The following is a 24,464-nucleotide window of genomic DNA, read 5'->3' on the forward strand; positions in this document are numbered from 1 at the left end:
TGTATCCTGGAGAGAATGAGTACTATGTGTGGTTTAACCGGCTACTGGCCTGCAATACAGAAGCATCCGGATGACGCCGCATTGGCCATCGCCGACGCGATGGCCAATGCGATACGGCACCGCGGGCCCGACGACCAAGGCAGCTGGATCAGCCCGGCAGGCCTGTGTCTGGCGCACCGCCGCCTCGCCATCATGGACCTGAGCGCCGCAGGCCACCAGCCCATGTGCTCGCACGAGGGCCGTTACACCATCGTCTACAATGGCGAGATCTACAACTACCAACAGTTGCGCGATGAACTGGCGGGCGATCAGCGCATCGACTGGCGCGGCCATTCGGACACCGAAGTCTTGTTGCAGGCGATCGCGCGCTGGGGGGTGGTGCCCACCCTGTCGCGGCTGAACGGCATGTTTGCGCTGGCCATTTGGGACGCCGGCGAACAGGCGCTGTACCTGGCGCGCGATCGCTTCGGTGAAAAGCCGCTGTACTACGGTTACGCCGGCGACACCTTCGTGTTCGGTTCAGAACTTAAGGCCTTGTATGCCCACCCGGACTGGCAAGGCGAGCTCGACGATGATGCCGTCAGCGACTTCCTGCGCTTGTGCTACATCCCCGCGCCACGCAGCATCTTCCGCAATGTCCGCAAGCTCATGCCCGGCAGTCTGCTGCGGCTGAGCAGGGCCGAGGTGACGGCCGGCAGCTGGCCAGCGCCCGCCTGCTATTGGTCGGCGGCGGCGGTAGCGCAAGCCGGGCTGGCCACCCCGGCCCGGGGCTCCGAGGCCGACTTGATCAATGAAACCGAGCGGCAATTACAGGCCGCCGTCGGCGCCCGCATGATGGCCGACGTGCCGCTCGGCGCCTTCCTCTCCGGCGGCATCGACTCGTCGCTGGTGGTGGCGATGATGCGCTCGCAATCGGCGCGCCCGATTCAAACCTTCTCGATCGGCTTCTACGACCACCAGTACAACGAGGCGCCCAGCGCGGCCGCCATCGCGCGCCACCTCGGCACCGAGCACACCGAACTGTACGTCAACGACCGGGAGGCGCTCGACGTGGTGCCCTTGCTGCCCGCCATGTACGATGAGCCGTTCGCCGACTCCTCGCAGATCCCGACCTATCTGGTGTCGAAGATGGCGCGCCGACACGTGACGGTGGCGCTGTCGGGCGACGGCGGGGACGAGCTGTTTGGCGGCTACAACCGCCACACCTGGGCGCCGCGCGTGTGGGACATGACGCACCGTTGTCCGCACGCTCTGCGCGAGAAGGTGGCCAAGCTGCTGCGCAGCCGCACCAGCGCGCAGATCGACACCGTCTTCGCCGGCGCCCAGCGTTTTTTGCCGCAGCGCTGGCACATCCGCATCCCCGGCGACAAGCTGCACAAGCTGGCCGGCATCATGGGCGCGGCCGATCCACAGACGCTATACGCCGATCTGGTCTCAGCCACCCGCCAGCCGGCACACTATCTGCAAAGCGGCGCCACCGGCACCCCCAACAGCACGCTGTTCCCGCCGCAGGCAGGGATGTCCATGGCACAATGGATCATGCTGTGCGACACGCAAAACTATATGCCGAACGACATCCTCGCCAAGGTTGACCGCGCCAGCATGGCGGTCAGCCTGGAGGCGCGCGTGCCCTTCCTCGACGCCAACCTGTACGCATGGGCCTGGCGTTTGCCGATGGAGACCAAGATCCGCAACGGCGACGGCAAATGGATACTGAAGCAGCTCCTGCACCGGCATGTGCCGCGCGAGATCGTCGACCGGCCCAAGGCGGGTTTCGGCATCCCAATCGATCAGCTGTTGCGCGGTCCCTTGCGCTCCTGGGTCGAAGAGTCGCTGACGATGGCGCGCCTAACAAAACATGGGGTGTTGCGTCCGTGCGCCGTGCAAGATCTGGTGGCGGAGCATATGCGGGGGCACGCCAATAATGCCTTTTTGCTGTGGAACGTCTTGATGCTCACCAGTTGGATTGAACACTTTAAAGAGATGATTATTTTATGACCCTAACTACTGCATGGGCGAGACCATGAAGGTGCTGGTCTTGGCCAGCCTGGCCGAATCGCTGGCGAATTTTCGCGGCAAGCTGTTGCTGGCGCTGACGCAGAGCGGCGCCGAGGTGCACGCAGCCGCGCCGGCGCTGTCGGCCGACGCCACCGCCAGCGCGGCCATGGCGCGCATCGGTGTGCGCTGTCACGACATACCACTGGCGCGTACCGGCCTCAACCCGTGGCGCGACGGCGCCACCGTGCTGGCCTTGTACCGTCGTTTGCGCCAGGTCCGCCCTACCCACTTCCTGGCCTACACCATCAAGCCGGTGATCTACGGCATCGTCGCGGCGTGGCTGGCCGGCGTGCCGCAGCGCACCGCGCTGATCACGGGCCTCGGCTATGCATTCAACGCCGAGGCGCGCGGCCTGCGCGGTTTGCTCCAACGACTGCTGCGGCTGATGTACCGTTTCGCGCTGGCGCGCGCCACACGGGTGATCTTTCAGAATCCCGATGATCGCGCGCTGTTCATCCAGCTCGACCTGGTCGCGCCGGAGAAGACCGTGGTGGTCAACGGCTCCGGCATTCCGCTGGAAGACTTCCCGCAGCAGCCGCTGCCGCCGCAGGGCCCGTGCCACTTCCTGTTGATCGCCCGACTGCTCGGCGACAAGGGCATCCACGAATACATCGCCGCCGCGCGCCTGGTCAAGCAGCGCCACCCAGACCGCGCGGTGTTTCACCTGGTCGGCTGGATCGACTCCAACCCGGCCGCCATCAAGCAAAGTGATCTGGATAGTTGGATCGCCGAGGGGCTGATCCAGTTCCACGGCAAACTCAGCAATGTGCGACCGCCGCTGACCGCCTGCCACGTGTACGTGCTGCCGTCCTACCGCGAAGGCACGCCCCGCACCGTGCTGGAAGCCATGGCCACCGGCCGCGCCGTCATCACCACCAACGCCCCCGGCTGCCGCGAGACCGTCACCGACGGCGACAACGGTTATCTGGTGCCGGTGGCCGACGCCGACGCGCTGGCGGCGGCAATGCTGCGCTTCCTCGACCAGCCGGCGCTGATTGCGGCCATGGGCCAACGCGGGCGCGATATCGCCGCCGACAAATACGATGTGCACAAAGTCAATGCACACATGCTGCACCACATGGGAGTAACCCGATGAAACGCCTGTTCGATATGCTCGCCTCGGGCCTGGCACTGTTGCTGCTGTCGCCCGTTATCATAGTCACCGCGCTGCTGATCCGTTATAAGCTCGGTGGTCCGGTGTTGTTCCGCCAGATGCGACCCGGCCTGCACGGTCGGCCATTCCAGATGGTCAAGTTCCGCAGCATGCGTGACGCCGTCGACGCCGACGGCCAGCCGCTGCCGGATGAAGACCGCCTGCCGCCGTTCGGCAAGCTGTTACGCTCGACCAGCCTGGACGAGCTGCCCGGCCTGTGGAATGTCTTCATCGGTGACATGAGTCTGGTCGGCCCGCGGCCGCTGCTGATGGAATACCTGCCGCTGTACAACGCCGAACAGCAACGCCGCCACGAGGTCCGTCCCGGTATCACCGGCTGGGCCCAGGTCAATGGCCGCAACGCCTTGGCCTGGGAAGACAAGTTCCGCCTCGATGTCTGGTATGTCGATCATCAGTCGTTCTGGTTGGACCTGCGCATCCTGCTGCGCACGGTGAAAAAAGTACTTATACGAGACGGCATCGCCGCCGACGGACAGGCCACGATGCACAAATTTAAAGGAAGCAAATGATGACAACAACCTCCCCCGCCCTCATCATCATCGGCGCCAGCGGCTTCGGACTGGAAGTGCACTTCCTCGCCGAACGCCTCGGCAGGCGCGTCAAAGGATTTCTGGATGATAACGCCAATCTGGCGGGCGCCACCGTACTGGGGGCGCCGGTGCTGGGCAAGATTGAATCTTGGACCGCTCATCCCGAGTGCGAATTCGTGGTCGCCATCGGCAATCCCCGCATCCGCCGCAAAGTGGTCGCGCAAATGGGCGCGCTGGGGACACCGGCGTTCGCAACCTTGATCGATCCGGCGGCGCTGCTCGATCAGCGCCTGGTGGCGTTAGGTCAAGGCTCGATCATTTGCGCCGGCGCGATGTTCACCACCCAGATCACCCTGGGGCAACACTGCATCGTCAATCTCAATGCAACCATCGGCCACGAGGCGACGTTGGGCGACTTTGTCACGATCGCGCCACTGGCGGCAATTTCAGGCTGTGTGCGGCTAGCCGACCTGGTCGAAGTCGGCACCAGCGCCTGCGTCCGCCAGGGCGTCACGATGGGACCGGGCTCCATGCTCGGCATGGGTGGCGTGTTGACCAAGGACGCCGAAGCAAACACCTTACTGATCGGAAACCCGGCGCGCATGCTGCGCCAGTTGCCTCCTCTTTGAACTGAATATCACCATGCTCAACACCAAATTCGCCCCCTGGCCCAGCTTCACCGAAGAAGAAGCCGACGCCGTCAAAAACGTCATCCTGTCCAACAAGGTCAACTATTGGACCGGCACCGAATGCCGCGAATTCGAGAAGGAATTCGCCGCCTGGACCGGTGCGGAACATGCCATCGCGCTGTCCAACGGCACGCTGGCGCTGGACGTGGCACTGAAGGCGCTGGGCATCGGCCCCGGCGACGACGTAATCGTCACGCCGCGCACTTTCATCGCCTCGATCAGCTGTGTGGTAACCTGCGGCGCGACGCCGGTATTCGCCGACATCGACCGTGACAGCCAGAACCTCAGCGCCGCCACCATCGCCAAGGCGCTGACGCCCAACACCAAAGCCATCATCTGCGTGCACTTGGCTGGCCTGCCGTGCGATATGGACCCGATCATGGCGCTGGCCAAGCAGCACGGCCTCTACGTCATCGAAGACTGCGCCCAGGCGCACGGCGCCCGCTATAAGGGTCGCATGGTCGGGACCATCGGCGACATCGGTGCCTGGTCGTTTTGCCAAGACAAGATCATGACCACCGGTGGTGAAGGCGGCATGGTCACCACCAATCGCCGCGACCTGTGGTCGACCATGTGGTCGTACAAAGACCACGGCAAATCGTGGGAAGCGGTGTACGAGCGCCAGCACGCTTCGGGTTTCCGCTGGCTGCACGAATCCTTCGGCACCAACTGGCGCATGCTGGAAATGCAGGCTGTGATTGGCCGCATCCAGCTGCGCCGGATGACCGAGTGGACCGCTCAGCGCACCGCCCACGCTGAAGCCATCGCGGCGACATGCCGTCGCCATGCGGCACTGCGCGTACCGGCGGTGCCGGCCGACACCGTGCACGCCTATTACCGCTTCTATGCCTTTGTCGAGCCGCAACATCTGGCCGACGGCTGGAGCCGCGACCGTATCGTGCACGAGATTACCGCGCTGAGCGTGCCCTGCTTCCAGGGCAGCTGCTCCGAGGTCTATCTGGAAAAGGCGTTCGACCACACCGGCTATCGTCCTACCGAGCGGCTACCCGTGGCGCGGGAGTTGGGCGAGACCAGCCTGATGTTCCTGGTGCATCCGACCCTCGGCGCAGCCGACATAGAGCAAACCCAGACGGCGATCGACAAGGTACTTACGATGGCAAGCAAGCCTTGAGTGCCGGCAGACGCGGATGATGTCCTGGAACGCCGCCGTCCAACTCGGCAACACGTCTATCATGCTGCCCGTCACGGCATCGATCACCGCGTGGTTGCTGCTGGCGAGGCAATGGCGTTTAGCGCTCTGGTGGTGCGTGCTGTTCGGCACCGGACTGGGCATCGTCATCGCCACCAAGATGCTATATATCGGCGCGATGGCCGTTGGCCAGGCATCCGACTACAAGGGCGCCAGTGGCCATGCCATGTTGACCAGCGCTGTTACCCCGGTCGCCATCGCGCTGCTGCTACATTCATGTCGCAGCCGTGTACGGCAAGCGGGACTGGCCGTCAGCGCCTTGTTATGCTGCTGCATGACAGCCTGCCTGGTCGCGTTGAAATTTCACACACTACAAGAAGCGCTGCACGGACTGGCGCTGGGCGCAACGGTCAGCATAGGATTCCTGTGGCGGATGCGGCGCCATACCATGCCGGCCATCCATACTTGGCAAATATCAGCGGTATTTCTGGTCGTGGTCATGGTAGGCTACGCCAAACCAGCCCAACTTGAGCGGCTCATGAACGATTTCGCGCCGCACATGTTTCGTTACACGAGACTGCTCCCCCCCGCCACCTTATACTGAGACGAATTTTTCATGAAGTCCACATCGTTACTGCTATTGACACTGCTGCAGCTACCCACCGCCGCGACGGCACAGGAGCCGGTGGTCGAAGTGGAGGAAGAGATTTATGCCTACGTGCCAGCCAACAACGGCGCAACACCGATGTGGGATTCCGGCTCAAGCAATCTGGTACGGATCGGCGAGCAGGTCTTTGCCAGTGGCCTCGACACGCTTCCCGGCATGGCGCCACCGAACAACACCCAATGCCGGTTGTGGCGACGCAGCTCCCTCGGCTGGCGTGCCGACCCACCGGACCCCTCCGGCCGCACGCGCGAGCCCTGTCCTTTAGTCGCTTTCCCCGATCGCCGGCAAATCATGCTTTCAGCCAACCCTGTGCGTGACGATACCCCCGGCGCGCCCGCCGGAGCAACCAATCCGGTGATTCGGCAATACACGGCGCGAGGCAAGATGCGTAACCCGACCGCCATTCAGCCGAGGTGGCAGGCGCGCGATCCCGCGCCGGTCTTCAGCGCAATCTCGTATCGCAGTTTCGCAGGCGATGGCATGAACAACGAGATGATTCTGTTTCAGAACATTGAGTACGACCACGCGGAGTGGGCTTTCCGTGACAAGCAGGGCCATTGGAACGCGCAAGGACGCCTGTCCTGGCCACTGGATGCGGAACGGAGCGGCAACCCGCCGATCCGGCTGTGCTACCCCAATGTCGCGCTCGACAAGCGTAGTGTGCATTTCGTGGGCACCGATGACGTGGTCGAGCCCAATCCCGGTTGGCGCTTGGCCAAGCGTGATCTGACCGGCAACACATGGGATTACGTGACGCGCCGGCTATACTACGCGTGGACGTCCGATATTACGCAACAGCCCTTCTCTGCCTGGCTGGAGCTGGCGAACCGAGACCGGACCGCCGGCAGGGTAATCCCGGGAGATCTATGGCTGGCGCCTGACGGCAGCGCGCATATCGCTTGGGAGGAAACCGCCATCGATATGCGTTTGCGGGATAAATTTTTCCCGGATGAAAAACAGCGCTACGAGTTAAATTACGCCGTCGTGCGCGACGGCAAGCTCGTGTCGAAGACCACCCTGCTTGCCACCGACGAGGGAAAACAAGGACCGGTCCCCCATCTGCCGCGTTTTCAGCACACGCAGCAGGGCCGTCTGTTTGTCTTCTTTTACGTCAACGGCACTGATCCCTCCGGCAAGGGGCTGAGGGAAAACCGGTTGATCGAAATTCTGCCCGACGGCACCGCCGGCCCCATGCTCCATGTGCCATTGAAACATCCACTGAATAACTACATGACGGCGACGGAGCGGGCTGGCTCGGCCCCGTCCGACACGTTGGATGTGATCGGCACCGAGCCGAGCAATGCGCCAACAATCCGTTATGCGCGTATCCGCCTGCCGGGCACGCCTAGCGACGGCGAAGCGGAAGGCAGATAACGGCGCATGCTGGCGACCACGACCGTGGTTTACTCCAGACTCGTCAAGCCGCATGCGACCGTTACGCTGACCGCTTCAGCGATCCAAAAATACGCGGTAATTAACCGCACACGCCCCCCATGCCGCAACATGAGCAGACTGATGTGCGTACCATCCCCGTTCAGTGGCGAGGTACCGTTGCGCAAGCGCAGGAGCGCGGATGTCGGCACCTCCAGTAGCGGCACCGCCACAAGTAAGGCCGCCACAACCGAACCGCAATAGTGCTCGACCTGCAGCCAGATGATGACGAGCACGAAGCCGGTACCGAATGAGCCGATGTCGCCCATGAAGATCCGCGCCGGATGCAGATTGAAAATAAGAAAGCCAAACAAGCCCCCCGCCAAGGCCAGTGGCAGCGGTATCCATGCCATTGCCCCGTTGACAGCTAGGACGGTCACGGCACCCGCGCAGGCGATAAGACAGATGCCGCCAGCCAAACCATCCATCACATCCAGAAAATTAATGCTGTTGACCAACCACACGGACGTAACGATCGCCAGCAACGTGTCCAGCCAAGCCACGCCTGTGATCGGCGGCGCACCCACGGCCGCCACGGCGGCGGTCACGGCCACCGCCTGAACCACCATTTGGGATAGCGAGGAAACAGGGGTTCCTATACGGTCCTTGTAGGCACCCAGGGCGCAGACCGCGAGTGCCCCACCGGCCAGCAGGCATCCGTTGAACAGGTCGACCGGCAACATGGGGGCGCCGACCATCGTGCCAAGCATAATCGCCACGCCGCCGAGCAGCGGAATACTCGTCACATGGTTCGGCACGGTCGGGTCCGGTTTTGCGGTGAACCCCAGCTTGGGCGCCGCGTAAATGGCCAGGTTGCTGACGGCCGCCGCCACCGCCGCTGCGGTCAAGAACAGCAGCGTTAACGCTACCAGATTCATGACCGGCGCGCCAATTGATTCTTGATCAGTGCGGCGACGCCATCCCTTGGATGGACTTTAGGCACATAACCGATCATGCGTTGCGCGGCGCCGATGTCAGCCCAGTGGCGATGCTCGACCGGCTTCACCGACGCGTCAAACCGGCAGCGCACCTCGGGGACGTATTCCCGTATCCACGCGAGCACGTCCAACAACGATGTCGCCATACCGCCGCCGACATTCAATACCGGCACATCCGTCGAAGCGATCGCCGCCTGCGCGGCCAGTCGGCAGAGCACGGCCAGATCCGACACATGGGCGAGGTCGACTGTCTGCCGGCCTTCACCATGCACCACCAACGGCTCTCCCGCTAACGCACGTTCCATCCACGTCGAAACAAAATGCCCTTTGCGGGCGCTCCCCGGTCCAGGACCATACACGGTGAACGGCCGCAGCACATAAGAGCGCAAGCCAAAGGCGCTGCCGGCCGCGCGCAGCAGGTCTTCCCCCATCATTTTGCTGGCCGCATACAGGCTGCGCGGCTGCAAAGGAGCCGATTCGGAGATCGGGCCGCTTTTATCGGCGGCACGATAGACGCTGGCGCTGCTGAGGAAGCAGACCGCCGGTGGCGACGACAACTGGCGGATGGCGTCAATCGCGTTGACCTGGCCGAGCACATTGGTCTTCCAGCCGTTTTCAGGGTTTTCCGCGCAACCCTTTCCAAGTAGCGCGGCCAGTAGGTAGACGGTATCGCAAGGCGCAAGCGCCTCTAGTTGCGCGCGATCACGCACGTCGCAGTATATCCACTCTACTGCGGCGGCCAGATGCTGCTGCGGCGCCACCAGGTCCAGAACGCGGACCCGATGCCCCTCCGCCAACAGCGATTCGCTGAGTGCAGTACCAATCAGCCCACTGCCCCCTATCAAAGTGATGTCAGCCACGTTGGCCCCTTTCTTGCGTCTCTAATATGCGCTGCGCCGCGCGGATGCCGTCGATAAAAGCATCCTCCATCGACAGATAATCCCAGCGGCCATAACGCCCGGTGCTATAGACGCCGAGCGCCTCAAGCTGGGTGAACAGCGCAGCGAATGCCGGCCGTCCCGGACTACGGTCGAGAACGTAGGCTGGTGAAATCATCAGCTCATCCTCAAAAAGAACCTTCTCACAAGCGATCATTCCCAACGACTCGGCGTAGCACACGGCCTCGGCGGCGATGTCGGCGGCGGTGCGGCGTGGCGCTGTGCCGACTGGCAACGCGCATTCGACTGACAGGCTGGCCGTGCCGGGTGGACAAGTCAGGGGATTAACGTTCGCCGGAAATCCTATCCGGTAGCAGACGAGCGCCGGGTCGGGAATGTAGAGCCAATGTTCATCGCGCAGCATGCGTCCACGGAACGCCACCCGGATATTCCAGACCGCGGCGCCGCGCAGCGGCACCGCCTGCGGGGCGGCCAAGCCGCAACAGTCCAACAAAACGGGCAAAGCCTGCGACGAAATTACCTTGTCGAAACGCACCTGACGACGGTCGGTGAGCAGCACGCCATGGTGTGGATCGATGCTCCGAACAGTCTCGCCAAAGTTGATACGGTCATCAAATGGCTGGGCGATCGCAGCAAAGAGCTCGCCTATCTTGCCCGAGGCGGGATAGGAAAATGTCGCGTTGTAGCCGATGCCATCGACAGGGCCGGCACAACCGCGCAGCAACAAATCCCGGTCTATGCTGGGGACGAAACGGCCAAGACAGTCCGCAGGCACATCCGCCAGCGGGACGGTCAACAGTTTTTCGTTGTACGGACGAAAAAACCGCTCGACCAGAGTGGGCCCCCAAGCCGACAAGAGCGCGTCCATCAACGACGCATCTTCAGCGGCAGCAGGCATCTCCATGGAGATCTCGCGCAAAATTGCGGCACGGTCGGCCTCGGGGAGCGCCCATAAGTTGTACTGCAACGGATACGGCACCAGACGACCATTCATCGCCACCGCGCTCTTGCGCTCAATCAGATCAAGACGGATGCCGCTGGCGTGCACGGCCGCCTGAAACTGCGCGGTGCGCATATGCAAGAAATGGCCGGTGCGGTCAAACGCAAACCCTGCCTTTTCGTCGGTGCATGCCAGTCCACCGGCGACGGCTTCGCACTCGATGATCTCGAAATCCGCGCCCGCAGCGGCAAGCGTGCGCGCAGCACCCAACCCGGCGGGGCCAGCGCCAATAATCAACGTGCGCGTCATCAGATCAAGACCTTGCGGACTACGGCCGCCACCGTGTGGATATCATCCCTTGTCATCGACGGGAAGATAGGCAGCGTTAATATTTCACCAGACAAACGCTCTGTCACGGGCAACTCTATCGAACGAAAATCGCGTTCGGCGTACCACGGTTGCCGATGGATCGGGGGATCGAAATGGATGTTGGCGTTGATGCCGCTTGCCCACAGACACCGCAGCATGCGCTCGCGCTGGCCATCAAGGACGCGCAGAGAGTACATTTGGTAGACATGCCGCACTCCCGGCGCGACCGAGGGCACCACGATGCCAGGCACATCAGCAAGCAGCTCGTCATAAAGGCGCGCAGCGCTCCGGCGCAGCTCGTTAAGGGTATCCAATCGGGCTAGTTGCGTTAGCCCAAGTGCGGCAAGCAGATTTGGCATGCGCAAGTTGCGTCCAGGCATCTCCGCCGCCCGCTCCCATGGCCGATGCACACTACCATTCACCGGCGTGGACGTGCGCAACCCATGCGTTGCGTAGCTGCGTATTTTTGCCACGAGCGCGGCGTCTCGGCTCAGCACAGCGCCCCCCATGGCGGTAGTAATGGCCTTGGTGGGGTAGAAAGAGAAGCACCCAATGCCGCTCGATCCAGCGACGATGCCGTCGCGCGTACCGCCGAGGGTTTCCGCGCAATCCTCGATCAGGAGCAGTCCGTGCTGGTCACACAGCTGTTTGATGCCAGCGATATCCGCAGGCTGTCCGCCATAATGTGGAACAATCACCGCCTCCGTGCCCGGTCCGATAAGCGTCCGGAGGCTGTCCGCAGTAAGGTTGAACGTAGCTTCATCAATGTCGGCGAATACCGGAACGGCACCGGCATTGACGACCGCATTGGCCACGGCCACCCAAGTAAAACTTGGAACCACTACCTCACCGCGTATACCGGACACTTGAAGCACCGCTTCGAGCGCACTGGTACAGGAATTAAGGGTTACGCCATACGGTACCCCCACATAGGATGCTAGCGCCTGCTCCAGGCGCTCGACATGAGGCCCGTAAGCGATCCAGCCACTGCGTAGCACCTCTTCAACGGCACGAATGTCGTCATCTTCGATGGAGGGCCGACTGAATGGTACTTGAATCGCCGCAGGTGAAGAATCGCTGGGCAACTTGGGCGGCAGAGGACAATCCGTTGCGGTTGACATGGATGGAATACCCTATTTTGGATGGAATTGCTATATTTATACTTTAGTGTCAATATATCATGCAAAATAGGCATGCAAAAGTTAAACAGAGAAAATAATTTGGCTTCCTCGCCGAAGCTGTCACGATAGGTAGAAGATGAAGTGCTTATTAATTGTTAATGTCATCGACACATTACTTAATTCGCGTGGACCGCTGATAAAAATGATGCTGCAGAATGGTCACACTGTGATGGTCGCCGCTCCTGGCTTACGGTTGGATAATCCGGTTGCTCAAACAATAGTGGCCATGGGCGGACAAGTCAGCGACATTCCGTTACGGCGTATCAGCACCAATCCCCTGCAAGATGCGTTTTTGATGCTGGCCTTATGGCGATTAATGCGGCGCTGGCAGCCGGACTTGATCATCGCTTACACGATTAAACCGATTGTCTACGGTATGCTGGCCGGCCGGCTGGCGCGCGTGCCACGCCGCTTCGCGCTCGTCACGGGCCTAGGGTACGCTTTCACCCTGAAGACCACTGGCGTTAGCGGCGCACTCAAAGCGCTGGTACTACGCCTGTATGGTTTGGCGCTATCAAATGCGCACAAGGTGTTCTTCCAAAACCCTGACGACCGCGCCCTACTTATCTCGCTGGGACTGTTGCCGCGCGACTTGCCTAACGTGGTGGTGAATGGATCTGGAGTCGATCTAGACTATTACGCGTCGGCGCCGGTGCCTGACGGTGAGCCGCACTTTTTGATGATCGGACGTTTTCTTCTAGATAAAGGCATACACGAGTACGTCCAGGCAGCGCGCAACCTACGCCGCAAGCATCCTAAGATCAGCTTTTCTCTCGTCGGCTGGATAGACGAAAACCCAGCCGCAATAGCACAAAGCGAACTGAATGACTGGATTGCGCAAGGCGACATCGAGTTTTTGGGGCGCTTGGTCGACGTCCGCCCTGCGATTTTGAACGCCAGTGTATTTGTGCTGCCGAGTTATGGAGAAGGAACGCCTCGCACCGTGCTCGAAGCGATGTCGATGGGACGTTCCATTATCACCACTGATGCTCCGGGATGTCGCGAGACGGTTATTGAGGGCAGGAATGGCTTCTTGATCGCAGTGAGATCGGTCACCGAGCTAGAGCGAGCCATGGCGATGTTCATTGAAAATCCAGCTCTCGCAAAAGTCATGGGACCGGCTTCTCGCCAGATCGCGGAGGAAAAATACGATGTCCACAACGTTAATACAATAATGCTGCGTGAAATGGGTATGCCGACGGCTCACCCCAAACAAGTTTAATCCAAGCGCCCTAAAGCCTCTGCTCGCGCACCATCTTTTCCAGCAAATCCTTCCACAGACGCACATTGGTGGCCGAGCCCTTGTTGACGGCGCCTGACGCCATCCACAGGTCGTCGTCATTGAAGCTGTACACCGGCACCAAGTCGGTGCGCGCTGAGGCTTTCTTGATCTCGCCGATGAGGTTATCGAGAATCCACGGCTCGGCATCCGGCGTTGGGTAATATGCCAGCACCATGTGCGTCACACCCAGCCGTATCGCCCTGACGTAGGTGATGCGCAGCCGCTCGATCGGCACGCCGGCGAACTTCAGCGTCATGTATTTGGCAATGGCGTAGTCCTCGCAGTCACCACCGAACGACCCGACAAACTCAACCGGCGTGGCCCAGTAGTCCTCGACATTCCAGTGCTCCTGGTCGGACAGGTACGGTACCTGATTGTAGAAGTCGTTGACCTTGCGCAGCAGCGGCATCTCGGCGCGCGCCTCGTTCGGCGCCTCGACCGCCTGTTTGAAGTCGACCGCGAAATTGGTCTTGATGTTGCGTACCACCGTCTGCATGGTCTGCAACCGCCCCGGCGCCTGGAAACCGAAGCGCCGGGCGGCGTAATCGAGCAGACCGGTGGAGAAATCCACCAGGCCGGTCCAGGCGCCCACCGGCGTCGCGGCCAGCGCCAGGCAACACGCGATCAGCCGCAGGGTCCGCAATGATCGCATGTCATGCGCGGCGCTGGCCGCCGCCCTGCTGCGATGGCAGTCTGGCCGCCACCCAGGCCAGCGCCAGGATGATCAGGAAGGTCAGCGCGTTGGCCGGGATCTGCAGGTTGAAATCGACGCTGCTGTGGATCGCCAGCGCGACCGTGCTCATCATCGCGGCAAAGGCCATGCCGCGCGGCAGGCTGGAGCGACGCTTGAGCATGATCTTGAGCGATATACCGAAGGTGGCCAGCACCAGCGCCGCCAACAGGCCACCGCCCAGCAGGCCGTGATCGCTGGCGATCTCGGCATAGTCGTTGTGCGCGTGGTCGTAGTACCCAGCAATCTCTGGCGGCCGATAACGCGTAAAGGTGGTGTAGAAACTGCCGCCGCCGGTGCCAAACACCGGGAAGTCGGCAATCAGCTGCACCGCATGGCGCGCCGGCAGCAGCCGTTCCTCGACCGAGTCTTCGACGTATTTGCCGTTGACCATCTTGCCGGCGTTACCCTGGCCGCTGGCGGCCAGGGTGGTCTCGTCGATGCGGCTGACCACCTTGTCGAGACCAACCCAGGTGCCCACCAGCACCACGTCGACAATCACCAGGCTGGTGATCAGGGTGATAGTGGCCGGCGCGGCGCGCCACGACAGCGGCAACGAGATCAGGCCGACGATCAGCATGGCAGCGAAAAAGGCAGTGTTGCCCATGCGCGAGCGGGTCAGCACCAGCGCGATGACCATGATTACCAGCATGAGGCGCAAGCGCATCTTGGGGCTAAGCAGGAACTGCATGCCCGACACCACCCGATGCCGCCAGCCGCTATATGAAGGGCCGCTGTTGCCCAGGCGCGCTAGCATCAAGCCAATGCCGACCGACAGCGTCAGCTCCATGTAGCCGGCGAAATGGTTGCGGTTGGCGAAGGTGCCCAGCACGTTGACATGCAGCAGTTCGTAGAAGAACAACCGATAGTGCGCACCGGCGGAAAACAGCAGCACGCCGATGATGGCCTGCGCCAGTCCGCTCCACACCAGCACCTGCGCCAGCCGGTCGAGCCGGCGCTTGTCGCGCACCAGCAGCAGCACCAGCACAAAAACGAAGAAGTAAGCGCAGCTGAGGCTGGCCACGATGCGGCTCTGATAGACATCCAGCGACAGGTGCAGCGGCGCGCCGCCGGCCGCGAGCCCGGCGGCCTGCTGGACCTGGAAGCTGGCCGGCGACAGCCAGGCCACCCATGCGGCCGGCAACGGCGCGACTTGCAAAAAGGCGCAGGCCACAAACGCCCCCAGCAGCAGCAGCGGCAAACGGTATGGCCGCAGGCTGGCCAGCAGCGCCGGCAAATCGCGGCGCCAGGCCAGCGCCACGGTCACGCTCAGCAGCGCGACCATGGCCAGCAGGATGCCGATCGCCCAGCTACGGTTGCTGGCCAGCGGCAGCGGCAGCCATACTACCAGACACAGCAGGCCGTTGAAGGCCCAGCGGTCCAACCGATTATGTTCAGATAGCTTGTGCTTGGAGAAGGTCTCGACCATGTTTTTATCGACCGGAGCGCGCCGCGCCCCTCACTGTACTGTGCCACACCAGGCATAAAAAAAGGCAGCTCGCGGCTGCCTCTGATACCACTTCGGCGAACTTAGCTGCCGCTGACAGCGCCAGCACCGCCGCCACCGCCGCCACCACTGAAGCCGCCACCACTGAAACCGCCAGAGGTGCTAGGACCGGCAGCTGCCGGGCCAGCCGCAGGAGCAGCAGGATTAGCCGCAGCGGCGGCAGGAGCGGCAGGGCCAGCAGCCGTTGCCGGTGCGAAGGCGGCTGGGTTGGCAACAGCCGCAGCCACAGCGGCTTGCACGCGCGCGGCTGGCACATTCGGCAACGCGGCCTGAATAGTGGCGACAGGAACCCCAGCGACCACAGCAATGGCGATCACGGTGTCAGCGTCTGCGCCGGCGGCGACCAGGGCGGCAATGGTCGCCGCTGGATCGCTGCTGCTAGCCAGCGCGTTGTAGATATCGGTAGTGGCTTTGCTTGCAACCGGGGCGGCAGGAGCCGTTTGAGCAAATGCTTGCGTAACTGCAACACTTGTCAGAAGAGCCGCCGTCAAGGCCGCGCATTTGAAGAATTTGTTCATGTGAAGCTCCTATATTTGTAAATTTAATACTAACCGACTAACCGCCTGCGGACAAGCAATAATTGCGTTCGGCACGATAATTTACGTGACACCGCCAAAACGGCGCCACCACTGTTGTCAACAAAACACAGTTTGCTAGCATGATGACATCAAAAAGAGGAAAGAAAATTCCTCTGTGCATGCTAATATATCAAACTTATCGTAGGCATATTCCCGTTGATTCAGCGCCCCGCCAGCTACAAAGTGGAACACCAATCGACCGCCCGGGTTATTTCCTTTTTCACACACAGTGTAACCGATATGCCAAGCAATTACATGCCGCACGACAGAAAAAAACCGCAGCATGCACTGACGACATCCATCACGAGGTCCCCATGACGCTGCGCCGCCAGTTGTTCGTTGTAATTTGCAGTATTTTCTTCGTTATCCTGGCCGGCCTGCTGCTGCTGTCCATCTCCTCGACCAGGGATTATTTGCAGCAGCAGCTGGCGTCGCACGCACAGGATGCGGCGACCAGCCTATCCTATCCACTAGCCTCCGCGCTGGCGCAGAACGACAAGGTGCTGGCCGAGGTCCAGGTGGCGTCAATGTTCGACCGCGGCTACTACCAGAAGATCGAGGTCCGCGCCGCCGACGGCAAGGTGATCGTCAGCAAGGAAATGCCCCAGCAATTCGCCGGCGCGCCGCAATGGTTCGTCGATCTGCTGCCGATCTCGGTTCAGCCGGGCGAAGCGTTCATCACCAGCGGCTGGCGCCAGCTGGGCAAGGCGCTGGTGCTCAGCCAGCCGAGCATTGCATATACCCACCTGTGGCATTCAGTACTGGCTATTTGCGGCTGGATGCTGTTGGCGTTTCTAGTGGCGCTGGTGTTGACCGAGGCGTTGCTGCGGATGATTTTGAAGCCGCTGAAGCACATTGAGGACGCCACACTGGAAATCAGCAGCAAGCGCTTCGTGCAGATCGGTGTCCAACCCAAGGCGCGCGAGTTGAATCGCGTGGTGCGCGCGATGAACTTCATGTCACGCCGCATCTCCGAAGCCATGAACGCCGAGGCGGCGCGCGCCGAAACCTATCGTCGCGAAGCCTATGTCGACAGCGTCACCGGACTGGACAACAGGCGCAGCTTCGACCTGCGCTTCAATCAATTGCTGGACGACGCCACCGAGTTCCAGCACGGCCTGCTGATCACACTGGAACTGGACCAAATCAAGGCGTTCAACAACGAGTTCGGCTACGGCCAGGGCAACCAGCTGCTGAGTAGCGTGGCACGCAGCGCGCAGGAAGTCATGGGCGACTATGCTGCCATCCTCAGCCGCAGCGGCGGCACGTCGTTCACCTTCCTGTTCCTGGACGCCGACGAGGACTTGCAGATCGCCGTCACCGGTGCGCTGCAGACGCGGGTCATCCAGAGCATTGCCGACAGCAAGGGCGCGGAGACGGTCAGCTTCAACGTCGGCTGCACGCTGTTCCGCGCCGGCGAGACCGGCCACCACGTGCTGGCACGCGCCGACCTGGCGGTGGAAAGGGCACGCCAGGCGCGCCGCAATGGTCTGGCCTTCGTCAAGACCGACGAACAGGAAATCACCTCGGCCGGTTCGCACTCGTGGCGCACCATCATCGAGGAGGCGCTGGCACATAACCGGGTTGGCCTGTTGCTGCAGCCGGTCGTGACGTTGCGCGACGGCGTGGTGGTGCAACAGGAAGTCACCAGCCGCCTGATCGACGCGCAAAGCAGCCCGATCACGGCGGCCATGTTCATGCCGATGGCCTTGCGCCACCAGCTGATGCCGAATATCGACCAGGCGGTCATCTCGCAAGCGCTGGCCGCGATGCGCGTGGGCAGCATCGCCGCCGACGTCAGCGTCAGCCTGAACGTGACGGCGCAGTCGATGGCCAGCGGCGAATTCCGCAGTTGGCTGGAAACGCTGCTGCGCTCCATCGGCGCCGAGGCGCGCCGCCTGTCGTTCGAAGTCAGCGAGTTCGGTTATTCGCGCGACCTGGATGCCTGTACCAGTTGCGCGGCGCTAGTCAGGAAGTACGGCGCCAAGTTCGGGGTCGACCATTTCGGCCTCGATCCGGAAGCACTGAAAGCGGTGCGCGTGCTGACGCCCGACTTCATCAAGCTCAACGGCAATCTGGTGCGCGAGGCGGCCGACAGCGCCAGCAGCCGCGAGCACCTGCGCTCCATCATCCGCTTGGCCGCTTCGCTGGACGTACCGGTCACGGCGCAGAACATTGAGAGCGAGGCGGTGGTCAACATGCTGCAGGTCGATCATGTGACCTACGGCCAAGGCTACTACTTCGGCGCGCCCACGCCGCTACCCTGATACCGGAGGGAGAAGTCCAGACCCGGCGTCAAATGAATAACCCGCATGGATTATGAATGGAGGCAGCATAAGTCTGGAAGTCAGTGATCCCAACGTAACAGCATCATCCAATCTGCTAGGCACGCTCAATGCAACTCTCGATCTGGCGGTCGGGCCCTTGCCCACCGTCGGCATCAAAGTAACGCCGTCAAGCGCCGGCGCCACGTTCACCCTGCTGGCGCAGGCGTCGCGCGATGGCGGTAGCACCTGGGACGCGGTCGCGTTGTTGGCGGACGGTCCCGGCGCCACCAGCGCCCCCGCCACCAGCGTGACGGCGGCTGGCAGTTGGAAATGGAATCCCGCCGGCTACTCGAATTTCCGCCTGATCAATACTGTCGCCGCGAGCGCGGGCAGCGTGAGCGCCGTTCTGGTGGCGACTGCGGCCAGTGAACTGACGCGCTCGGTGGCCGTCGGTGAGCAAGCCGACGCCAGCGCCGCCTGGTATAGCGCACCGGGCAGCCTGCTGTCCCGCTTGTCGTTGCTGACCGCCACCATCGTCGGCGCGGGATCGCACACTTACGGCTACACCAGCGGCCGCCTGACAACCGACACATGGACACTGTTTGGTACCGCCCGTACCAAGACCTACGGTTATGACACCAACGGCCTGCTGGTTTCGGAGAGCGACTGGAGCCCAGCATGAGATACGGAGCATTCGTCGCGGAAGCGACCAAGGCGGGCTTGGTGTTTGCGCGCTCGTCCAGTTACGCCAACATTCTGCAATACGCTGGCAACGGCGAACCCGACGCCAGCGCTATGTTCGCCCGCGCGATCGCCGCAAGCCGGCGCATTTATGTCCCCGCCGGCACCTATGTGCTGAACAACGTCAACTGGCCCAGCAATACCGAGATTTTCGGCGACGGCGACGCCACCATCCTCAAGATGCCGACCGCTGCGTCGCTTCTGATATCCTGCGACAGCGGCTCGGCATCGGTGGCCAACAATATCGCCAATCTCAAAATGAGCCGGGTGCAGTTGCTGGCGACCTGTGATGTTGACGGTTTCTCGGAACACCAACATCTGGTCGCCCTGAGCGGTGTCTCCAACGTGCTGTTCGAGGACGTTCTGTTCAAGGGATTCCGCGGGGATGGTGCCTACATCGGATCGGGAGATTCCGCCGGCGTAGAACGTCACAACGAAAACGTCTCCTTCGTCCGCTGTCGCTTCGATGGCATCAACCGCCAGAACCGAAACGGCATCAGCTTCATCGACATCAACGGCGGACTGGTTGACGGGTGCGTCTTTACCAACTGCACTGCACCCAACATGCCGGGACCAATTGACATGGAGCCCAACCCCTCCAGCCCCTTTGCCATTATCAAGAACGTACAAATTCAGAAATGTTCGTTTATAAACAATGGCGGCGGCGTCGGGGAAGTCTCAGTTCAAATTCCAGCCACTGTCACTGCTCCGCCACAAAATATTACAGTGGTAGATTGCGTTTCTTCAGGCTATGCGGGGACCGGCAGTTTTGCCAGTTTTAATACCAACCGCGTACCGACAGCAAGCAGTGTTGAAAATGATTATCGCTTCATCCGCAACAACGTAAGGGATGGAAACTGCCCATTTATCATGGCGGACGGCAAACGGATAACCTTCGACGGCAACACCTTTGTCAACATGAAATCCTTGGCACTCGTCGGCTACGGCGGCACTACAAACGTAGTACGGGACATCAAGTTTCTGAACACTGAATTTATAAGGGTTGGAACGGTCAATGCTATCGGCCTAACAATTTGCAACGCTAGTTATGTAAAGATCAGCAAGTGCCTGTTTAGCGATTGCGGTACAGGCAATGCCGGCTCTTACGCCATCGACTTTGATGCAGGAGCATCTTCTTTCGTCGATATCGAAGACACCATAATCGAAACCCCCACCGGAAAAACGCTGGTCGGCATCGTCAAGGAAGCAGCACATACTTTCACCCCTGCCACCAACTCCTTCTATCGCAACCGTTTAAATGGGCTGGGAAACTGGTTTCAGGCGGAAGAGTCAGATTCCATCGTTACCACTTACGCCCCTGTGGTTGGCGGCGCATCCACCGTTGGCGCAGGCACTTACAACCAGCAGACCGGTTTATTTTACCGACTGGGGAAACGGGTGTTTTTCAAGATCCGTCTTGCCGTTGCCGCAGGCCACACCGGCACAGGCCTTATTCAAGTCAGCCTGCCGCTTCCCGCCGCATCGGTTGGCCCCGCCGGATCAATGACCCTTTGCCCAGCAGGCGTGAACGGACTCGTAACATCAGGTGGAGTTACCGCGCGGTTGACACCAGCGGCATCGCTTAACGGCGTACAGGGAACATTGCGCATCTATGCCAGCGGCACCGGCCAGTTCAATCAAATCACGATCCCGGCGGGCGCGTTTGAGATTGAGTGCAGCGGGGAATACACCACTAGCGCCGCTTGATAAAGCAAACAAAAAAGCCACGTTTTTCAACGTGGCTTTTTCTATATTCTGGCTCCCCGACCTGGACTCGAACCAGGGACCTGCGGATTAACAGTCCGTCGCTCTACCGACTGAGCTATCAGGGATTAGAGGCAACATTTTATACTGTTTCTTTCGCATCAGCAAGATGCGATTTACTGCGGTATTTCATGTTGCCAGTCCTTCGTTTTGCACTTGCAGCGCAGCGCGAAGAAACAAGATTTTAGAGCACTTTGGCGATGGCGTCAATAACGATATCGATATTGCGCGAGTTCAGCGCGGCAACGCAGATGCGGCCGGTGTCCACCGCGTAGATCGACTGCGAACGCAGCTGCTCCACTTGCGCCTTGTTCAGGCCCGAGTACGAGAACATGCCGATCTGGTCGCGCACAAACGCGAAGTCATGGCCTTTGACGGCCAGCTTGACCACGAACGCCTCACGCATTTCCTTAATGCGCACGCGCATGCCGGCCAGCTCCTCTTCCCACAGCTGACGCAGCTCTGGCGTGGTCAGCACGGTCGCCACCACTTTGCCGCCGTGCACCGGTGGGTTGGAGTAGTTGGTGCGCACCACGCGCTTCAGTTGCGACATCAGGCGCGCCGCTTCTTCGCCCGAGGCGGCAACGACGCTCAAGGCGCCCACGCGCTCGCCATACAGCGAGAACGATTTGGAGAACGAGTTCGACACCAGCAGCGGGCCGCCGGCTTCGGCGAAGCGGCGCACCACGGCGCCGTCTTCGGCGATGCCGGCGCCAAAGCCCTGGTAAGCCATGTCCAGGAACGGCACCAGGCCGCCGGCGGTGATGGCGGCGATTACTTCGGTCCATTGCGCCGAGGTCAGGTCGGCGCCGGTCGGGTTATGGCAGCAGGCGTGCAGCAGCACGATGGAGCCGCGCGGCATGGCCTTGATGTCGGCGATCATGCCGGCGAAGTTGACACCATGGGTGGCCGAATCGAAATAGGCGTAGTTGTTGACTTTGAAGCCGGCGCTCTCAAACAGCGCGCGGTGGTTTTCCCAGCTAGGGTCGCTGATGTAGACCTCGGCGTCCGGCGCGAAACGCTTCAGGAAGTCGGCGCCGATTTTCAGTGCGCCGGTGCCGCCGATGGCTTGCACGGTGACCGCGCGCTTCTCTTGAATTACCGCGCTGTCGGCGCCAAATACCAGCTCCTGCACCGCCTTGTCGTAGGCCGCCAGGCCTTCGATCGGCAGGTAGGTGCGTGGCGCCGGCGCCGCGATCAGGATTTCTTCCGCTTTCTGTACGCACGATAGCAGCGGCACTTTACCGTTGTCGTCATAATAAACGCCGACACCCAGATTGATTTTCTGTGGGTTCTGGTCGGCGTTGAAGGCTTCGGTAATACCCAGGATAGGGTCGCGTGGTGCCATGTCGATGGCGCTGAACAAGCTAGGATTCGTCATGATAAGATTGGATTCGATTGGAAGCGGTTCGCAGCAGAGATGTATAGACAGCGCCCTTTAAAATAACGACTTCAGGCCGCTGGCAGGCCATTATTCTAACAAAGGTCTGAGCAAGATGGCTGATTTACCTGTAGCAGAGAATCCCAAGGCAACGGTGGTGACGTTCGCCGATTCGCCGTTTAAATTGCACCAGCCCTTCCCGCCCGCCGGCGACCAGCCGGCCGCGATCGACCAGCTGTGCGAAGGCATCGACGACGGCCTGTTTTACCAGACGCTGTTGGGTGTGACCGGCTCCGGCAAAACCTACACGATGGCCAACGTCATCGCGCGCAAGGGCCGCCCAGCGATTGTGTTCGCGCCGAACAAAACGCTGGCGGCGCAGCTGTATTCGGAGTTCCGTGAATTCTTCCCGGAGAACGCGGTCGAGTACTTCGTCTCCTACTACGATTACTACCAGCCGGAAGCCTACGTGCCGCAGCGCGACCTGTTCATTGAAAAGGATTCGTCCATCAATGAGCACATCGAGCAGATGCGCCTGTCGTGCACCAAGTCGCTGATGGAGCGGCGCGATGTGGTGATCGTGGCGACGGTGTCGGCCATCTACGGTATCGGTAATCCGAACGAGTACCACCAGATGATTCTGACCTTGCGCCAGAAGGACCGCGTGGCGCAGCGCGACATCATCGCGCGCTTGATCCAGATGCAGTACACGCGCAACGAAGTGGACTTCGGCCGCGGCACCTTCCGCGTGCGCGGCGATACGCTGGACATTTTCCCGGCCGAGAATGCGGACCTGGCGGTGCGCCTGGAACTGTGGGACGACGAGCTGGAATCGATCCAGCTGTTCGATCCGCTGACCGGCCGCGTCAAGCAAAAGATCCCGCGCTTCACCGTCTATCCGGGTTCGCACTATGTAACGCCGCGCTCCACCGTGCTACGCGCGGTCGAGACCATCAAGGCCGAGCTGCGCGAGCGACTGGAGTTCTTCCGCAAGGAGAACAAGCTGATTGAAGAGCAGCGGCTGGAACAGCGCACCCGTTTCGATCTGGAGATGATGGCGGAAATCGGCTTCACCAAAGGCATCGAAAACTACTCGCGTCACCTCAGCGGCGCCAAGCCGGGCGAACCGCCGCCAACACTGGTCGACTATCTGCCGAAGGACGCGCTGATGTTCCTCGACGAGTCGCACGTTCTGGTCGGCCAGTTGAGCGCCATGTACAACGGCGACCGTTCGCGCAAGACCAATCTGGTGGATTACGGTTTCCGCCTGCCGTCGGCGCTGGACAACCGCCCGCTGAAGTTCGAGGAATTCGAGCGAAAAATGCGGCAGACGATCTTCGTCTCCGCCACCCCGGCCGAATACGAGAAAACGCATGCGGATCAGGTGGTGGAACAGGTGGTGCGTCCGACCGGCCTGGTGGACCCGCTGGTGATCGTGCGCCCCGCCCTGTCGCAGGTGGACGACCTGATGTCCGAGATCACCAACCGCGTCGCCAAGAACGAGCGCGTGCTGGTGACCACGCTGACCAAGCGCATGTCCGAGCAGTTGACCGAGTACCTGGCCGATCACGGCATCAAGGTGCGCTATCTGCACAGCGATATCGAAACCGTGGAACGCGTGGAGCTGCTGCGCGATCTGCGCATCGGCACCTTCGATGTGCTGGTGGGGATTAACCTGCTGCGCGAGGGGCTGGACTTGCCGGAGGTATCGCTGGTGGCGATTCTCGACGCCGACAAGGAAGGCTTCCTGCGTTCCGAGCGTTCGCTGATTCAGACCATCGGCCGCGCCGCGCGTAACCTCAACGGCGTGGCGCTGCTGTACGCCGACCGCATGACCGATTCGATGGAGCGCGCCATCGGCGAAACCGAGCGACGCCGCGCCAAGCAGATCGCCTTCAATGAAGCCAACGGCATCGTGCCGCGCGGCGTGAAGAAGATCATCAAGGACATGATCGACGGCGTCTACAGCGAGAAGGGCGCGAAGGAAGAGCTGGCGGTGGCGCAGGAGACGGCCAAGTACGAGTCGATGAGCGAGAAGCAGATCAGCAAGGAGATCAAGCGCCTCGAAAAAGCCATGCTGGATCACGCCAAGAATCTGGAGTTCGAGAAGGCCGCGCAAGTGCGCGACCAGCTGCATCATCTCAAGCAGCAGTTGTTCGGCGCGCCGGGCGCCGACAACATCGCCTGA

The 24,464-nt window shown here is 61.3% G+C and carries 20 protein-coding genes and 1 tRNA gene; 12 read left to right on the forward strand and 9 right to left on the reverse strand.

The annotated features are described in order from the left end of the window. The first annotated feature begins 24 nt into the window (after positions 1–24). Genes asnB through GTP44_RS13425 form a run of 7 tightly spaced genes read left to right on the forward strand, consistent with a single transcriptional unit; the run spans position 25 to position 7,642 of the window. The gene (gene asnB, locus GTP44_RS13395) at positions 25–1,998 is read left to right on the forward strand and encodes an asparagine synthase (glutamine-hydrolyzing) (protein WP_161019833.1); all 1,974 of its coding nucleotides are present in this window, start codon (positions 25–27) and stop codon (positions 1,996–1,998) included. Positions 1,999–2,023: 25 nt separating this feature from the next. Then, the gene (locus GTP44_RS13400) at positions 2,024–3,154 is read left to right on the forward strand and encodes a glycosyltransferase family 4 protein (RefSeq protein ID WP_161019834.1); all 1,131 of its coding nucleotides are present in this window, start codon (positions 2,024–2,026) and stop codon (positions 3,152–3,154) included. After that, the gene (locus GTP44_RS13405) at positions 3,151–3,741 is read left to right on the forward strand and encodes a sugar transferase (protein WP_161019835.1); all 591 of its coding nucleotides are present in this window, start codon (positions 3,151–3,153) and stop codon (positions 3,739–3,741) included. The genes GTP44_RS13400 and GTP44_RS13405 overlap by 4 nt, the downstream gene beginning before the upstream one ends. After that, a complete protein-coding gene (locus tag GTP44_RS13410; RefSeq protein ID WP_202424071.1) occupies positions 3,738–4,391 on the forward strand; it encodes an acetyltransferase in 654 nt (217 codons plus the stop codon). Before GTP44_RS13405 ends, GTP44_RS13410 begins: the two co-directional genes overlap by 4 nt. A gap of 13 nt (positions 4,392–4,404) precedes the next feature. Then, positions 4,405–5,583, forward strand: coding sequence for a DegT/DnrJ/EryC1/StrS family aminotransferase (locus GTP44_RS13415; RefSeq protein ID WP_161019836.1), 1,179 nt, complete (start codon positions 4,405–4,407; stop codon positions 5,581–5,583). A 16-nt stretch (positions 5,584–5,599) separates the two neighbouring features. Then, positions 5,600–6,205 carry a phosphatase PAP2 family protein gene (locus GTP44_RS13420; protein ID WP_161019837.1) on the forward strand — a complete coding sequence of 202 codons (606 nt, stop codon included), beginning with the start codon at positions 5,600–5,602 and terminating at the stop codon, positions 6,203–6,205. A 12-nt stretch (positions 6,206–6,217) separates the two neighbouring features. Further along, positions 6,218–7,642: a hypothetical protein gene (locus GTP44_RS13425; protein ID WP_161019838.1), complete on the forward strand. Its 1,425-nt coding sequence runs from the start codon at positions 6,218–6,220 to the stop codon at positions 7,640–7,642. 29 nt (positions 7,643–7,671) lie between these two features. Here the strand turns inward: GTP44_RS13425 and GTP44_RS13430 are convergent, their stop codons facing one another. From GTP44_RS13430 to GTP44_RS13445, 4 genes are read right to left on the reverse strand one after another with little or no spacing between them, the layout of a single operon-like run. Further along, complete coding sequence (locus GTP44_RS13430; protein WP_161019839.1) at positions 7,672–8,577, reverse strand: glycosyltransferase family 4 protein; 906 nt, start codon at positions 8,575–8,577, stop codon at positions 7,672–7,674. Continuing rightward, positions 8,574–9,497 (reverse strand): NAD-dependent epimerase/dehydratase family protein, encoded by a 924-nt coding sequence (locus GTP44_RS13435; RefSeq protein WP_161019840.1) that lies wholly within the window; start codon positions 9,495–9,497, stop codon positions 8,574–8,576. Before GTP44_RS13435 ends, GTP44_RS13430 begins: the two co-directional genes overlap by 4 nt. Next, the gene (locus tag GTP44_RS13440) at positions 9,490–10,785 is read right to left on the reverse strand and encodes a protoporphyrinogen/coproporphyrinogen oxidase (protein ID WP_161019841.1); all 1,296 of its coding nucleotides are present in this window, start codon (positions 10,783–10,785) and stop codon (positions 9,490–9,492) included. Before GTP44_RS13440 ends, GTP44_RS13435 begins: the two co-directional genes overlap by 8 nt. Continuing rightward, positions 10,785–11,966: a DegT/DnrJ/EryC1/StrS family aminotransferase gene (locus GTP44_RS13445; RefSeq protein WP_161019842.1), complete on the reverse strand. Its 1,182-nt coding sequence runs from the start codon at positions 11,964–11,966 to the stop codon at positions 10,785–10,787. The genes GTP44_RS13440 and GTP44_RS13445 overlap by 1 nt, the downstream gene beginning before the upstream one ends. A gap of 136 nt (positions 11,967–12,102) precedes the next feature. Here GTP44_RS13445 and GTP44_RS13450 point away from each other — a divergent pair, with 136 nt between their 5' ends. Beyond that, positions 12,103–13,248 carry a glycosyltransferase family 4 protein gene (locus GTP44_RS13450; protein ID WP_161019843.1) on the forward strand — a complete coding sequence of 382 codons (1,146 nt, stop codon included), beginning with the start codon at positions 12,103–12,105 and terminating at the stop codon, positions 13,246–13,248. A gap of 10 nt (positions 13,249–13,258) precedes the next feature. Here the strand turns inward: GTP44_RS13450 and GTP44_RS13455 are convergent, their stop codons facing one another. From GTP44_RS13455 to GTP44_RS13465, 3 genes are all read right to left on the reverse strand, one after another. Further along, a complete protein-coding gene (locus tag GTP44_RS13455) occupies positions 13,259–13,960 on the reverse strand; it encodes a transglutaminase-like cysteine peptidase (RefSeq protein ID WP_161019844.1) in 702 nt (233 codons plus the stop codon). Between the two features lies 1 nt (position 13,961). Continuing rightward, positions 13,962–15,467 carry an O-antigen ligase family protein gene (locus GTP44_RS13460; RefSeq protein ID WP_161019845.1) on the reverse strand — a complete coding sequence of 502 codons (1,506 nt, stop codon included), beginning with the start codon at positions 15,465–15,467 and terminating at the stop codon, positions 13,962–13,964. 101 nt (positions 15,468–15,568) lie between these two features. Beyond that, complete coding sequence (locus GTP44_RS13465; protein WP_161019846.1) at positions 15,569–16,063, reverse strand: hypothetical protein; 495 nt, start codon at positions 16,061–16,063, stop codon at positions 15,569–15,571. Positions 16,064–16,437: 374 nt separating this feature from the next. On the opposite strand from GTP44_RS13465, the gene GTP44_RS13470 reads away from it, so the two are divergent. From GTP44_RS13470 to GTP44_RS13480, 3 genes are all read left to right on the forward strand, one after another. Beyond that, the gene (locus tag GTP44_RS13470) at positions 16,438–18,390 is read left to right on the forward strand and encodes a bifunctional diguanylate cyclase/phosphodiesterase (protein ID WP_161019847.1); all 1,953 of its coding nucleotides are present in this window, start codon (positions 16,438–16,440) and stop codon (positions 18,388–18,390) included. 157 nt (positions 18,391–18,547) lie between these two features. Next, complete coding sequence (locus tag GTP44_RS13475) at positions 18,548–19,072, forward strand: hypothetical protein (protein ID WP_161019848.1); 525 nt, start codon at positions 18,548–18,550, stop codon at positions 19,070–19,072. Next, on the forward strand, positions 19,069–20,838 hold the full coding sequence (locus tag GTP44_RS13480) for a right-handed parallel beta-helix repeat-containing protein (RefSeq protein ID WP_161019849.1): 1,770 nt from the start codon (positions 19,069–19,071) through the stop codon (positions 20,836–20,838). The genes GTP44_RS13475 and GTP44_RS13480 overlap by 4 nt, the downstream gene beginning before the upstream one ends. 49 nt (positions 20,839–20,887) lie before the next feature. Here the strand turns inward: GTP44_RS13480 and GTP44_RS13485 are convergent. Continuing rightward, a tRNA-Asn gene (locus GTP44_RS13485) sits at positions 20,888–20,963 on the reverse strand. A gap of 116 nt (positions 20,964–21,079) precedes the next feature. Next, positions 21,080–22,276, reverse strand: coding sequence for an amino acid aminotransferase (locus GTP44_RS13490; RefSeq protein ID WP_202424072.1), 1,197 nt, complete (start codon positions 22,274–22,276; stop codon positions 21,080–21,082). Positions 22,277–22,391: 115 nt separating this feature from the next. Here GTP44_RS13490 and uvrB point away from each other — a divergent pair, with 115 nt between their 5' ends. Further along, the gene (gene uvrB, locus GTP44_RS13495) at positions 22,392–24,464 is read left to right on the forward strand and encodes an excinuclease ABC subunit UvrB (protein ID WP_161019850.1); all 2,073 of its coding nucleotides are present in this window, start codon (positions 22,392–22,394) and stop codon (positions 24,462–24,464) included.

This window comes from Duganella lactea (assembly GCF_009857505.1).
Taxonomy (GTDB): domain Bacteria; phylum Pseudomonadota; class Gammaproteobacteria; order Burkholderiales; family Burkholderiaceae_D; genus Rugamonas; species Rugamonas lactea.